Raw genomic sequence first — 12,592 nt, 5'->3', positions numbered from 1 at the left:
ACAAATCGCTTTGTCCTCCCGGCGCAAGCCGTTAAGGGCGAGGGAGAACGGTTGAGTGACGACGCCTAAGTGAAGTTCATCAGCGCCCTAGACCGGTACATCCTTCGCCTCGTGCTGATGCCGATGCTGGGCATATTCCTGCTCGCCGCATCGCTGCTCGTGCTCGACAAGATGTTGCGGCTTTTCGATTTCGTCGCGACCGAAGGCGGCCCGATCGGCGTCGTCTTCAAGATGCTCGCGAACATGCTGCCGGAATATGCCAGCCTTGCGATCCCGCTCGGCTTGATGCTCGGCATCCTGCTCGCCTTCCGCAAGCTTGCGACCAGCAGCGAACTCGACGTGATGCGCGCGGTGGGCCTCAGCTACACCCGCATGCTGCGCGTCCCCTACATCATCACGCTGGTGATGGTGATCGCGAACTTCGCCATCGTCGGCTACCTCCAGCCGCTCTCGCGCTACTATTACGAGGAACTCAACTACGAGCTCAAGTCGGGCGCCCTCGGCGCTTCGATCAAGGTGGGTGAGTTCACCGCGCTCAAGGACCGCATTGCCCTTCGCATCGACGAAAGCCGTGACGATGGCCGCAAGCTGATCGGCATCTTCGCGCGCCTGTCGAATGACAAGGGGCAGGTGCTGTCGATCTCCGCGCGGGAGGGGCGCTTCCTTGCGCTCAAGGACAATCCCGACACCATCATTTTCCGGCTCGAACAGGGCCAGATCATTCAGGACCAGCCGGGCGAACCATCGCGCGTGCTGACCTTCACCCGTCACGATCTCCCGATTGAACTTCCCGCGATCGAGAAGTTCCGCCAGCGCGGTGGGCAGGAGCGCGAGTATCTGCTGCCCGAACTGCTCAAGCTCGGCTGGAACAAGGACGCCCCGGCCGACGAGCGCGTCTCCAGCCAGGCGAACTTCAACTACCGTATGGTCGAAGTGGTGATGATGCTGCTGCTGCCGCTGCTTGGCGTGGCGCTGGCGATCCCGCCCAAGCGCTCGACATCGGCCCTCGGCCTGTTCGTGTCGATTGTGATGGTGGTGGCCTATCATAAGGTCAACCAGTACGCGAACGACGTCGCCTCGCTCGGCAAGCTGAACCCGATCCTCGGGCTGTGGGGGCCGTTCTTCGTCTTCGCGGCCATCATCCTCTGGATGTACTGGCGCGTCGCCTATGTGCCGGGCGGCCAGGCCATCGGCTGGCTGGAGACGGCGTCCGACAAGGGCGTGAAGCGCCTCAAGTCGCTGCTGCGCCGTAACCGGCGCGGGCCGATCCTGCCGACGCCTGCGGACCAGACCTGACCATGAACCTTGAATTCTTCCCGTCGCGCACGCTCACGCTGTATCTCGCACGGCTGTTCCTGACGCGCATCGTCGCGGTGCTCATCATGCTGGTGCTGGTGCTGCAGGTTCTCGACCTCCTGGGTGAGAGCGGCGATATCCTGGCCTACAAGGGCAATGGGCAGATGCAGCTGCTCTATTACGTAAGCCTGCGCGCGCCGCAGCTGGTGGCGCGGTTTCTGCCCTATTCGGTGCTGCTGGCGACGATTATCACGCTCGCGACGCTGAACCAGAACAGCGAAGTCATCTCGATGAAGGCCTCCGGGCTTTCGGCGCATCAGGTGCTGGCGCCACTGATCCTGACCGCGCTGGTGATCTCCGGCGCGAGCTTCGCTTTCAACGAACGCGTGGTGACGCGTGCAACGTCAACCCTCGATGCCTGGGCTGCGGTCGACTACGGCCCGGTCCCGAAGGACGCGAGCCCCAAGGCGAACCTCTATCTTGCCGACGGAGCGGAGCTTCTGTTGGCGCAATCGCTCTCGGGCGAGGGCGCGGCGATGACGCTGCACGGCGTCACCTACTACAAGCGCGATGCCGACGACATGATCGTCGAAATGCTGCGCGCCGACACCGCCACTTACGCCAATCCCGGCTGGAAGCTCGACCGCCCCGTGAAGTTCGTGGTCGCCGATACCGTGACGACGCGCCTTGCATCGGCGACGGTTGCGCCGGGGATCACGCCGGCGAAGATCTATATCTCGAAGGTCGATGCGGACTCGCAGGACATCTTCACGCTGGCCGGGTCGATCAAGGCCGTGCACGAGGCGGGACGGCGTACCAGCGAGCTTGATGCGGCATGGTGGCACAAGCTGTCCGGGCCGCTCGCATCGGCGCTGATGCCGCTGCTGGGCGCCGTGGCGGCGTTCGGCCTGGCACGCTCGGGTGCGCTGCTGATCCGCGCCGTCATCGGCATGGCGCTCGGCTTCGCCTACTTCGTGTTCGACAATGCAGCGCTGGCGATGGGCAACTTCGGCGGCTACCCGCCGCTCATAGCGGCATGGGCTCCGTTCGTGCTCTTTGCCCTAATCGGCGAAACGGTGCTGATCCGCACCGAGGAGTGACCGAAGGCGCGCTCAGCGCGCCTTCATCGTGCTGCTGACCAGCCGTCCGAGCAGCGGCGACAGGCCGGGATAGCTGGCCTTGCCATAAGTCGATCCCGCTTCGAGGTGGGCGGTCAAGCGGCGGTGCGCCTCGGCAAGCGAGTGATAGGGCATCGAGGGTAGCAGGTGATGCAGCGCGTGGTAGCGCAGGCCTACTGGAGCCCACATCGCCGCGACGAAGCCCGGCGGCGGCACGTTCACCGAATCGAGGTACTGCGCGGTGACGGTCATCGCCTCGCCATCGTTCTCCCACAGGTGGGCGACGAGCGTGCGGACCTGATTGAGCAGGGCGGTGAAGGACACGACCGCAATCGCGATCAGCAGCGGACGCCAGCCCCAGGCGAAGCTCGCGGCGAGCACGCCAATGGCCCATACCGAACAGCCCAGTTCCTGCCAGAACACCAGCCGTGCGAATTCGCCCTCGGGCTTGCGGCGCTTGTACTGAGGGTTGATCGCAAGCGCGGAGGCGCGCTCCCACACCAGCGTGCGCAGCGGCGAGATGATGGCGCCGAGCGGCACCAGCACCGCCGAGCGGATCAGCAGCGCGGGCGGCAGTAAAATCGCGGTGAGCGCGAAGACCGGCAGGCTCCACGGCTTCATGAGCGCCAGCGGCAGGTACTCCGGGTCATCCACCGTGCCGTAGCGGGTGCGCGCGTGGTGCTGGGTATGCACGCCTTCGTACATGAAGGACGGGATCAGCATGGGAATGCCGACCAGCAGGTTCCAGCCGAAGCGGAAGCCCGGCAGGGCGTCCTTATGGATGTGGGTCAGTTCATGGATGAACAGCAGCGCGCGGTAGAGCGCCAGCGACGAGATCACGCCCAGCAGCACCGCGACGATCGGATTGCCGACCAGAATCGCGCCCGCGAGCGTAGCATAGCCGACGAACGCGCTCGCCAGCATGTCGCCCCAGTAGATGCCCGGGCGCGCGGTGGAGAGGTCGCGCGTCAGTTCGACCGCGGCGCGCAGCATCGCCTTGTCGTCTGGCATCTGCGAGTGCCACGTCGATCCGCTCGCGGCATCGCGCGGCTGGGAGGAGGGCAGGTCGATCGCTTTCTGGGCATTCATCGGGCAAGATTTCCAAAGTGTTTCCGGGCATAAGCCCGCCCGGATCAGGCTTCACCGCGAATCGCCGCGCGGTCCGGCTTGACAACGCACCGCCTGCGGCAGCACGTCGCGCTCATATTCCGTTACGCCAGAACAAAGGCAGCATCGTGGCCGAACTAGTCATCACTCCGATCTCCAGCAAGGCCGACATCGCCGCTTTTGTCGATCTCGCTTATCGACTCAATGCGTCAGATCAAAACTGGGTGCCCAATCTGCGCTCAGAGGAGATTTCCAAGTTCACCCCCGGCAAGAACCCGTTCTTCGAACATGCGCGGGTGCAGCTTTTCCTGGCGAAGCGCGATGGTCGGGTGGTCGGGCGCATATCGGCACATATCGATGAACAGGCGCTGAAACAGCCGCTGGAGCAGGGCATGGGCCCCGGCACCGGCAACTGGGGCGCGATCGAGGCCGAGGATGCCGAGGTCGCTCACGCCCTCATCGACCGGGCCGAACAGTGGCTGCGCGAGCAGGGCATGACCCGCGTGCTGGCGCCGATGAACCTCTCGGTCTGGGAAGAGCCCGGTATCCAGGTGCTCGGCCACGACCACGCGCCGATGGTGATGATGGCGCACCATAATGCGGCCTATCAGGGCTGGATCGAGAGCCAGGGCTACAGCCGCGTCAAGACGGTGCATACCTACGAACTCGACGTAACGAAGCAGTTTCCGCCGCTGATCCAGCGCATCGTCTCCTCGGGCGAGAAGAACGCCAAGATCAACGTGCGCGGCGTGGAACTGAAGCATTTCGATCGCGATGCCGCGATAATCTGCGAGATTCTCAACGATGCCTGGTCGGATAACTGGGGTTTCGTGCCGTTCACCGACAAGGAGATCGAGTATACCGGCAAGGCTCTGAAGCCGCTGGTGCATCCCGAACTGATCCTGATCGCCGAGTACGAGGGTGAGCCGGTTGCGTTCATGATGACGCTTCCGGACCTGAACGGCGTGCAGATGAAGGTCAACAAGCGCAACGGAAAACCGTCGATTTTCGGGCTTCTCAAGCTGCTGCTGTGGCTGCGCAAGCCCAATCCCGCCGACATGCGCGTGCCGCTGATGGGGGTGCGCCGGAAGCTGCAGTCGTCGCGTCTGGCCAGCCAGCTGGCTTTCATGATGATCGAGTACATTCGCCGCTCGGCGGTGGCCAAGTTCGGCGCGAAGCGGGGCGAGATCGGCTGGATTCTCGAGGATAATCAAGGGATGGTCGCCATTGCCGACGCCATCGAGAGCAAGATCAACCGCGAATATGCGATCTACGACAAGCCGCTCTGAGGCGGTACTGAAAGACACCTAACCGCACCCGAGCTGTACCGAGGAGTACCCATGAAGCCCCTGATCGGACGCGACACGCAGCTGTGCATGTCGCTGTCGGCCCGGCCCGGCAACTTCGGGTCGCGCTTCCACAATCGGCTCTACGAGCTGACCGGACTGGACTTCGTCTACAAGTCCTTCACCACCACCGACCTGCCCGGCGCGGTCGGCGGGATCAGGGCGCTGGGCATTCGCGGCTGCGCGATCTCAATGCCGTTCAAGGAGGCGGTGATCGCGCTGCTCGACGGGATGGCTCCTTCGGCGGCAGCCATCGACAGCGTGAACACCATCGTCAACGACGACGGGGTGCTGACCGGGCACAACACCGACTATGGCGCGGTGGTCGATCTGGTCGCCGACCTCGATCGCTCGACCTCGTTCATGCTGCGGGGGTCAGGCGGGATGGCGAAGGCGGTCGCGGCGGCGTTGCGGGATGGCGGGTTCGCCGACGGCACCATCGTCGCGCGCAACGAGCAGGCGGGGCGGGCGCTGGCCGATCTCTACGGCTATCGCTGGTTGCCCGAACCGGAGGGCAGCGCGGCGATGCTGATCAACGTGACGCCGCTCGGCATGACCGGCTCGGATGCCGGTATGCTGCCGTTTCCGGCCGATGCCATCGCCGCGTGCGACATCGCCTTCGACGTGGTGCAGTACCCGCCCGCGACGCCGTTCCTGCGCGCCGCCGCCGAGGCGGGCAAGCGCCGCATCACCGGCACCGAGGTGGCGACGCTGCAGGCGCTGCAGCAGTTCGTGCTTTATACCGGCGTCACGCCCAGCGAAGCGCAAGTCGCCGATGCGGCGGCCTTTGCGCGGGCCAACAGCTGAGAACCACACCTTTTCGTCATTGCGACCCCGGCGAAGGCCGGGGGAAGCAATCCAGCGGCATCGCGTCGCGCTGGATTGCTTCACTACGCTCGCAATGACGAAGTGGGGAGTGACGAAGCCACGGAGCGTGGAGCCCGCGACCGATGCCCGGCTCAGGGCGTCGCCGGCGGCGAGGGCGGCGCGGCTTCGATCACGGGGACTTCCTCCACCGGATCGGCGGCTACGTCGTCTTCCGGCGCGGACGACGGGGAGACCGCCGGGCCGCCCGGGCGCACCGGACCCAGCCCCGCGTCGGGGGCCGAGAGCGATGCCTGCGACTGCACGGTGTCGTAAGGCAGCATGTCGTCGCCGACCGAGCGTGGCAGCAGTTCGCCGCCCGCCGCCGCCTTGGGCTGGTCGTCGGTCTTCTTGCAGCCGCCGAGCGCGAGCGCGCAGAGCGCCACTGCGGTGAGGAGAGGGGCCTTCATCATGCGGTCTCTCCACTGGTAACAGGCGGGCAGGGGCTTTCCAGCGAGGCGAGGAACGCCGGGGCGCGGGCGATCAGCGCGGCGTCGAAGGCGGCGAGGTCCACCGCCTTGCCCAGCCGCGACAGGCTGGTGACGCCGAATTCGTCGATTCCGCAGGGCACGATGCCGGTGAAGTGCGACAGGTCGGGCGCGACGTTCACCGAGAAGCCGTGCATCGTCACCCATTTGCGGATGCGCACGCCGATGGCGCCGATCTTGGCCTCGCGCCCGTCGACGTCCTGCGTCCAGATGCCGATGCGTCCGTCCGAGCGGAACCCTTCCACGCCGAAGTCGCGCAGCGTCTCGATCACCCAGCCTTCGAGGCCGTGGACGAAGCCGCGCGCGTCACGTGCGCGCTTCCTGAGGTCGAGCAGGACATAGCCGATGCGCTGGCCGGGACCGTGGTAGGTGTAGCGCCCGCCGCGCCCGGCCTCGACCACTTCGAAGCGGGGGTCGAGCAGTTCGGCCACCGCCGCGCTGGTGCCGGCGGTGTAGACCGGGGGATGCTCCAGCAGCCAGACGAGTTCGCGCGCCTCTCCGGCGGCGATTGCGGCGTTGCGGGCGGTCATTTCCTCCAGCGCCTCGCGGTAAGGCACGGGCTCGGTGGAGATGCGCAGTTCGATATCACCGGGAAGCGAAGTCATGGCGCGTTGCGTGGCGTCATTCCATGCGGTTATCAAGAGGTATTGAGACGACCGCCGGTTCGGGCGGTATCAGGAGCGCATGATGAAGTTCGACAGCAGCCGGGCCTGGAGCCAGGCGTCACAGGCCGTTTCCGCCAATCGCGAGGTCGTGATCGCGCTGGCGGGGGTCTTCTTCCTCCTGCCGCAACTGGTCTTCGCGATCTTCTTCCCACCGCCGGAAACCGGCGCGGGCATGAACGAGCGGCAGATGATGGCGGCGCTCCAGGCCTATTACCTGTCGATTGCGCCGGTCATGATCCCGATGGCGCTGTTTCAGGCGCTCGGCTCGCTCTCGCTGCTGACGCTGCTGGACAGCGAGCGCCGCCCCACCGTGGCCGAGGCGATCCGCGCCGGGGTGAAGGGCGTGGTGCCCTATCTCCTCGCGCAGATCCTGACCGGCATGGCGCTGGCGGTCATCGCGCTTCTCTTCGCGGGCCTGCTGGGCGCGGTGGGCGGCGTCGTCGGCGGGGTCATCGGGCTGGCCGTGGTGCTGCTGTTCGCCATCGTCATCGGCGTGCGCCTGTCGATCGCCGCGCCGGTGATCGCGGTGGAGAACGTGTTCAACCCGGTGACTGCGCTGGTGCGCTCGTGGCAGCTCACCAAGGGTAATACCGCAAGGCTGCTGGGCTTCTACGCGCTGCTGGTGGTGGCGATGCTGGTGCTGCTGATCTTCGCCAACGTGCTGACCATGCCGGTGGCGCTGCTGGCCCCGGTGGAGGTGGCGCGGTTCGTTTCGGCGGCGGTCGAATCGCTGCTGGCCTCGATCATGGCGCTCTACTTCGTGGCGGTGATCGCGCAGGTTCACCGCCAGCTGGCGGGGCCGTCGGCGGAAGCGATGGCGGATATGTTCGAGTGAACCCGTCGTCCCGGGCTCGACCCGGGACCGTGGGCCGTCTTTAGGCGCGCCCTGCACGCGGAGGCTTCGACAAGCCCAGCCTGAGCGGGGTTGAGAGAAAGCCCTCACCCCCTTCCATCGTCATTGCGAGCGCAGCGAAGCAATCCAGGGCGGTTTACGCGGCCCTGGATTGCTTCGCTGCGCTCGCAATGACGAAGACCTCTAAACTCCGCCCAAGCTGAGCTTGTCGAAGCCCCCGGCGGCAGGGCGCACCGCCAAAGGGCGCGCCTAAAGATCGCCCGCGGTCCCGGGTCGAGCCCGGGACGACGCCCGCTCAGTCCTCGTCCTTCCAGCCCCACCACATGAAGCAGGGGGGGACGTTGATCGGCTCGATGGCGTCGTCGATGCGCTTGAAGTGCGGGGCCATGTAGCTGCGCGCCTTGGGGCGGAACTGGTAGACGAGGAACGCGCCGCCTTTGCGGATCACGCGGTAGGTGGCCGAGGCGATGGCCGGGGCCACGCCCTTGGGCAGCGTGGAGAACGGCAGGCCGGACAGCACGTAGTCCGCCTTTTCATGGCCGTGCGCGCGCACGATCTCTTCGACGTCCGCCGCCGAGCCGTTGACCGCGACGAAGCGGCTGTCGGTGATCGTGCGGCGCAGATAGTCGATGAACATCGGATTGGTGTCGATCACGATCAGCATGCCGTCGCGCGGCAGGCGGTCGAGCACCGGCTGGCAGAACGTGCCGACGCCGGGGCCGTACTCGACGAACAGCTTGGTGTTCGCCCAGTCGACCTTCGACAGCATGCGGTTGATGGTGAATCGCGAGGACGGGACGATCGAGCCGACCATCACCGGGTTGCGGATGAACCCTTCGAGGAACACGCCCCAGGGGCCCATCCCCTGCTTGATCTTGCGCCTGATCCGCTGGGTAAGGGGCTGGCGGGCAAGCTCGGTGCTGGTCATGCTGAGGGAGGCTCTCGCAGTATTATCATGTCACGGATTTGCAATGCGGTGGCAGATTGTCCCCGCCAATGCAAGGCGATGGCGCGTTGCCGGAACGCGCCGGGCGGGGAAACCGGGTCAGAGAATCTGGTGAACCGTTTCCTGCGGGCGACAAAGCCGCACGCCCTTGCCGGTCTCCACCAGCGGGCGCTCGATCAGGATCGGGTCGGCGGCCATGGCGGCAAGCACGGTGGCGTCGTCGGCCTGCGGCAGCCCGCGTTCCTCCGCATCGGTGCCGCGAATGCGCAGGCCCTGCTGCGGGGTGATCCCGGCATCGCGGTAGAGCTGCGCCAGCTTCTCGGCGCTCGGCGGGGTCTTGAGGTATTCGATCACCTCGACCTCGACGCCCGGCGTCTCCTCCAGAATGGCGAGGGTTTTGCGCGAGGTGCCGCACTTGGGGTTGTGCCAGATGGTGGCCTTCATGGGGTCTGTCCTTTCGTGGCGCCTGCCGGGGCAAGCGCGGGTATGCGTCCGGAACCGCCGGGAACCGGCGCGGCGTCGATCTTTTCCTCCCGCCGGGCGACCGCGGCGGCGCGCTGGATGGCGCGCACGAGGCGGGGCTGGACGCCGCAGCGGCACAGGTTCGGGATCGCCGCCTTGATATCCGCCTCGGAGGGGTTGGGATTGGCCGAGAGCAGCGCGGCGGCGCTCATGACGATCCCGGGCGTGCAGAAGCCGCACTGGATCGCCTGTTCCGCCACCATCGCCTGCTGGACCGGGTGCGAGCGGTCGCGCGACAGGCCCTCGACCGTGGTGACGAAGCGGCCCTCGCACTCGGCCAGCGTGATGAGGCAGGATCGCAGCGCCGCGCCGTCGACTAGGACGGTGCAGGCACCGCAGTCGCCCACGCCGCAGCCGTACTTGGTGCCCGTAAGGTTGGCCGCATCGCGCAAGGCCCAGAGCAGCGGGGTGCGCGGGTCCATCTCGAACTGGACGGGGCGGTCGTTGACGGTGAAGCGGGTCATGGCTCAGGCGTATCCGGTCGCCAGCGCGCGCGCCCAGTCGTCGCGACCGTTCGCGGCGGCGAGCGCGGAGGCGGCGTCCCAGTCGTAGGCGACGGTGAGAAGGTGCGGGATCCATCCGTCCGGGCCGCGTTCGACCAGCGCATAGCGTGCGTGGGGCGTGCCCGATTCGATGGCGTAGGGATGGGGATGGTCGTCGGCGAAGGCGGGCAGGCCGACCGAGCCGGGGTTCACCACCAGCCGTCCGTCCTCCAGCCGCACCGCACGCTGCTTGTGGGAATGGCCGCAGAGGATCAGCGCGGCGTCGATCCCGGCCACCCGCTCGGCCACTTCCGCCGGGGTGGCGGCGCGGCAGCCGCCGGGCTCGACGGTCTCCAGCAGGAATTCCAGATCGTCGCGCGGGCTGCCGTGGCAGGCGTAGAGATCGCTCTCCAGCCACATGTCCACCGGCATCGCGGAGAGCCAGTCGCGGTGGCGCGGCTCCAGCACGGCATCGGTCGCGGCGTCGGAGAGGTTCATCGCCGCGCGCGGCTGCTCCAGCAACTGGCGTTCGTGGTTGCCCCGGATCGTTTCGAGGTCGAGTGCCATCAGCCGCTCCGCCGTGCCCGTGGAATCGAGCGGGCCGCTGAGGATGTCTCCAAGGTTCACCACCCGCTCCACCCCGCGCTCGCGCGCATCTGCCAGCACTGCGTCGAGCGCGCCGAGGTTGCCGTGGATGTCGGAGATCACCGCGATGGCCATGCCCTCGCGGTGCCCCAGTCCGGTTCTCAGCGCAAGCCCAGCCTGAGCCCCGCCCACAAGGTACGCGGCTGGCCAAGGTCGATCGAGCCGCCCGCGTTGCGCGTCACGATCGCCTCGTCGGTCAGGTTCTCTCCGCGCAGCACCAGCGCGGCGAAGCGGGTGATCGGCACTTGCGCGTAGAGATCCACCGTGGTCGCCGCGCGCAGGGAATCGACCTGCAGGTCGTCCTCGTATTGCGCGCCGGTGTGGCGCAGCGTCGCGGCAAGGCGCCAGCCGTCGCGCGGTGCCCACGCCACCGTGCCGCTGGCCGAGAGCCTGGGCACTTGCGCGGGCCGCTTGCCGTCGAGCGCGGCCTGCGCGGTGTCGGCCTTCACTTCGGCATCGGTCCAGGACAGCGAGCCCGACAGGTCGACGCGGCCGAGGTTCAGGTCCGCGCTCGCCTCCACCCCGCGCGCGTGGATGGCGTCGACGTTCTGCCGCTCGCGGATGGTGGAGGACAGGGTGACGTTGGCGATGGCGTCCTTAAGGCGGTTGTCGAAGGCGGTCAGCGACAGGTTCAGCGCGTCGCTCGGGTGGAAGTCCACGCCCGCCTCGAACCCGCGCAGCCGCTCTGGCTTGAGCGCGGCGTTGGCGCGGGTGGTGATCGGGAAGACCACGAAGGGGCGGTACAGCTCGTTCAGCGTCGGCAGGCGCAGCCCGGTATAGGCGGCGGCGCGCAGCGAGACGGCGGGGGCGGCGTTCCACACGATCCCGCCGCGCGCATTGCCGTTCCAGCCGTCACGGTCGGCATAGGCGGTGTTCGTGGTGGTTACACCGGCCGCGTTCACCTCGTGATAGTAGCCGTCGGTGATCGTCCAGCGCTCTGCCCGGCCGCCCGCTGTCAGCACGAACTGGCCGATGGTCCAGTCATCCTCGATATAGAGGCCGAGGTCGGACTGCCTGCCGCCCGCCTTGCGGAACGCGGTGGCGAGGCCGGTGACGGCGCTGTAGGGCGCTTCCACCAGATTGCCCTCGGACCAGCGGATGTCCGCGCCGATGCGCAGGACGTGGTCCGGGCCGACCGGCGGGCGCAGTTCCGCCTTGCCGCCGACCGCCAGCGTCGGGGTCTTGGCCTGATCCAGCGTCTTCCTGAAGCTGGTGGCGCTGATGACCACGTTGGAGAAATCCTGCGCCTGCACATAGCCCAGCACGTCGAACTGCCAGTCGCCCCTGCCGACGAAGCGCAGCGACCCCTGCTGGCCGGACGAGGTGGAGTCCGCGCCCTTGAAGCGCAGCGTGCGCGCATCGTCGTAGACGAGGCCGGACGCCTGCACCTCGATCGTGTCGGTCAGCGGCGCGACCGCGCGCAGCGAGCCGGACCAGCTTTCGTACTGCGCCCGCGCGGTGGCGGCGACGCGCTGGTCCTTGGGCGTCGTGTAGAAGCCCTGTCCGCGATCCCACTGCACGCCCGCGACGACGAAGCCCTGGCCCAGCCGCGGCGCGAGGGTGAGCGAGCCCTGCGTCTCGCCCCGGTCGTTGACCAGCGCCTGCGCGCCGAGCGGGCCGAGTTCGTCGGGACCGGCGCTTTCCAGCTCGATCGTCCCCGAAACCGCGCCCGCGCCGAACGCGCCCATGCCGCCGCCGCGCGTCACCCGCACCGATCCGAGCCGGTCGGGGGTGAGCGCGCTGAACGGGATGTAGCCGAAGAACGGGTTCGCCACCGGCACCCCGTCGAGCAGCACCTGCGCGCGGCTGGAGGCGTTGCCGCCCAACGCGCGCAGCGTCACGCCCTGATTGGAAGGGTTGGAGGCGCGGCTGTCGGAGCGGCGGAACTGCTGGATGCCTGCGACCGACGAAAGCACGTCCTCGATCCGGCCCGAGGCGCTGGACACCAGCTTGTCGCGGGCGATGGTCTGCACGTCATAGGCGGGTGTCGCCGGGCCGTCCGACAGGCCCTTGCCGGTGACGATGATGGGATCGCGCGGGGCTTCGTCGTCCGCTTCCTCGGCATGGGCGGGGACCGTGAGGACGAGAAGCGGCAGCGCTAGGAGGGCGGGGGTGCGACGGTTCGTTTTCATGATTATCCGGCTTTGAGGCATCTCTTCCACCTCGCTGTGTCCGGCAAAGCGCAGGCCGTGACAAGGCGCGGAAATGCCTATTGGCCCAAGGGATGACGGGATCACAAATTCCTCCCCGAGCTTGCTCG

The 12,592-nt window shown here is 67.3% G+C and carries 13 protein-coding genes; 5 read left to right on the top strand and 8 right to left on the bottom strand.

Annotated features, from left to right (window positions below):
* Positions 1-69: 69 nt before the first annotated feature.
* Positions 70-1,296 carry an LPS export ABC transporter permease LptF gene (lptF, locus tag LO787_RS02870; RefSeq protein ID WP_232494377.1) on the top strand — a complete coding sequence of 409 codons (1,227 nt, stop codon included), beginning with the start codon at positions 70-72 and terminating at the stop codon, positions 1,294-1,296.
* Positions 1,297-1,298: 2 nt separating this feature from the next.
* Complete coding sequence (lptG, locus tag LO787_RS02865; RefSeq protein ID WP_232494376.1) at positions 1,299-2,396, top strand: LPS export ABC transporter permease LptG; 1,098 nt, start codon at positions 1,299-1,301, stop codon at positions 2,394-2,396.
* A gap of 12 nt (positions 2,397-2,408) precedes the next feature.
* Here lptG and LO787_RS02860 read toward each other — a convergent pair whose 3' ends face one another.
* The gene (locus tag LO787_RS02860) at positions 2,409-3,503 is read right to left on the bottom strand and encodes a fatty acid desaturase family protein (RefSeq protein ID WP_232494375.1); all 1,095 of its coding nucleotides are present in this window, start codon (positions 3,501-3,503) and stop codon (positions 2,409-2,411) included.
* 146 nt (positions 3,504-3,649) lie between these two features.
* Here LO787_RS02860 and LO787_RS02855 point away from each other — a divergent pair, with 146 nt between their 5' ends.
* Positions 3,650-4,810 carry a GNAT family N-acetyltransferase gene (locus LO787_RS02855; RefSeq protein WP_232494374.1) on the top strand — a complete coding sequence of 387 codons (1,161 nt, stop codon included), beginning with the start codon at positions 3,650-3,652 and terminating at the stop codon, positions 4,808-4,810.
* 51 nt (positions 4,811-4,861) lie between these two features.
* On the top strand, positions 4,862-5,674 hold the full coding sequence (locus tag LO787_RS02850) for a shikimate 5-dehydrogenase (protein WP_232494373.1): 813 nt from the start codon (positions 4,862-4,864) through the stop codon (positions 5,672-5,674).
* A gap of 152 nt (positions 5,675-5,826) precedes the next feature.
* On the opposite strand, the gene LO787_RS02845 is transcribed toward LO787_RS02850, so the two are convergent.
* Both LO787_RS02845 and lipB read right to left on the bottom strand, forming a co-directional pair.
* A complete protein-coding gene (locus LO787_RS02845; RefSeq protein ID WP_232494372.1) occupies positions 5,827-6,144 on the bottom strand; it encodes a hypothetical protein in 318 nt (105 codons plus the stop codon).
* A complete protein-coding gene (lipB, locus tag LO787_RS02840) occupies positions 6,141-6,824 on the bottom strand; it encodes a lipoyl(octanoyl) transferase LipB (RefSeq protein WP_232494371.1) in 684 nt (227 codons plus the stop codon). The genes LO787_RS02845 and lipB overlap by 4 nt, the downstream gene beginning before the upstream one ends.
* A gap of 79 nt (positions 6,825-6,903) precedes the next feature.
* Between lipB and LO787_RS02835 the strand changes: the two genes are divergently transcribed.
* Positions 6,904-7,719 carry a DUF7847 domain-containing protein gene (locus tag LO787_RS02835; protein ID WP_232494370.1) on the top strand — a complete coding sequence of 272 codons (816 nt, stop codon included), beginning with the start codon at positions 6,904-6,906 and terminating at the stop codon, positions 7,717-7,719.
* A gap of 313 nt (positions 7,720-8,032) precedes the next feature.
* Here LO787_RS02835 and LO787_RS02830 read toward each other — a convergent pair whose 3' ends face one another.
* The 5 genes from LO787_RS02830 to LO787_RS02810 form a co-directional block, all read right to left on the bottom strand.
* Positions 8,033-8,665 carry a class I SAM-dependent methyltransferase gene (locus LO787_RS02830; protein ID WP_232494369.1) on the bottom strand — a complete coding sequence of 211 codons (633 nt, stop codon included), beginning with the start codon at positions 8,663-8,665 and terminating at the stop codon, positions 8,033-8,035.
* A 117-nt stretch (positions 8,666-8,782) separates the two neighbouring features.
* Entirely contained in the window at positions 8,783-9,127 is a 345-nt protein-coding gene (locus LO787_RS02825) for an arsenate reductase family protein (RefSeq protein WP_232494368.1), read from the bottom strand.
* Positions 9,124-9,669, bottom strand: a complete 546-nt coding sequence (locus tag LO787_RS02820) for a (2Fe-2S)-binding protein (RefSeq protein ID WP_232494367.1) — start codon at positions 9,667-9,669, stop codon at positions 9,124-9,126. The genes LO787_RS02825 and LO787_RS02820 overlap by 4 nt, the downstream gene beginning before the upstream one ends.
* A 3-nt stretch (positions 9,670-9,672) precedes the next feature.
* A complete protein-coding gene (locus LO787_RS02815) occupies positions 9,673-10,407 on the bottom strand; it encodes a metallophosphoesterase family protein (protein WP_232494366.1) in 735 nt (244 codons plus the stop codon).
* Between the two features lie 26 nt (positions 10,408-10,433).
* Complete coding sequence (locus LO787_RS02810) at positions 10,434-12,464, bottom strand: TonB-dependent receptor (protein WP_232494365.1); 2,031 nt, start codon at positions 12,462-12,464, stop codon at positions 10,434-10,436.
* Positions 12,465-12,592 lie beyond the last annotated feature (128 nt).

Origin of the sequence: Novosphingobium kaempferiae (assembly GCF_021227995.1) — a bacterium.
GTDB classification, from domain to species: domain Bacteria; phylum Pseudomonadota; class Alphaproteobacteria; order Sphingomonadales; family Sphingomonadaceae; genus Novosphingobium; species Novosphingobium kaempferiae.
Note: the sequence above shows the minus strand (reverse complement) of the source record. Positions and strands in the feature narration are given on the sequence as shown.

Coding starts and splice junctions, on each gene's coding strand:
- lptG (WP_232494376.1), top strand. CDS start 1,299: ATGAACCTTGAATTCTTCCCGTCGCGCACGCTCACGCTGTATCTCGCA.
- LO787_RS02860 (WP_232494375.1), bottom strand. CDS start 3,503: ATGAATGCCCAGAAAGCGATCGACCTGCCCTCCTCCCAGCCGCGCGAT.
- LO787_RS02850 (WP_232494373.1), top strand. CDS start 4,862: ATGAAGCCCCTGATCGGACGCGACACGCAGCTGTGCATGTCGCTGTCG.
- LO787_RS02845 (WP_232494372.1), bottom strand. CDS start 6,144: ATGATGAAGGCCCCTCTCCTCACCGCAGTGGCGCTCTGCGCGCTCGCG.
- lipB (WP_232494371.1), bottom strand. CDS start 6,824: ATGACTTCGCTTCCCGGTGATATCGAACTGCGCATCTCCACCGAGCCC.
- LO787_RS02835 (WP_232494370.1), top strand. CDS start 6,904: ATGATGAAGTTCGACAGCAGCCGGGCCTGGAGCCAGGCGTCACAGGCC.
- LO787_RS02830 (WP_232494369.1), bottom strand. CDS start 8,665: ATGACCAGCACCGAGCTTGCCCGCCAGCCCCTTACCCAGCGGATCAGG.
- LO787_RS02825 (WP_232494368.1), bottom strand. CDS start 9,127: ATGAAGGCCACCATCTGGCACAACCCCAAGTGCGGCACCTCGCGCAAA.
- LO787_RS02820 (WP_232494367.1), bottom strand. CDS start 9,669: ATGACCCGCTTCACCGTCAACGACCGCCCCGTCCAGTTCGAGATGGAC.
- LO787_RS02815 (WP_232494366.1), bottom strand. CDS start 10,407: ATGGCCATCGCGGTGATCTCCGACATCCACGGCAACCTCGGCGCGCTC.
- LO787_RS02810 (WP_232494365.1), bottom strand. CDS start 12,464: ATGAAAACGAACCGTCGCACCCCCGCCCTCCTAGCGCTGCCGCTTCTC.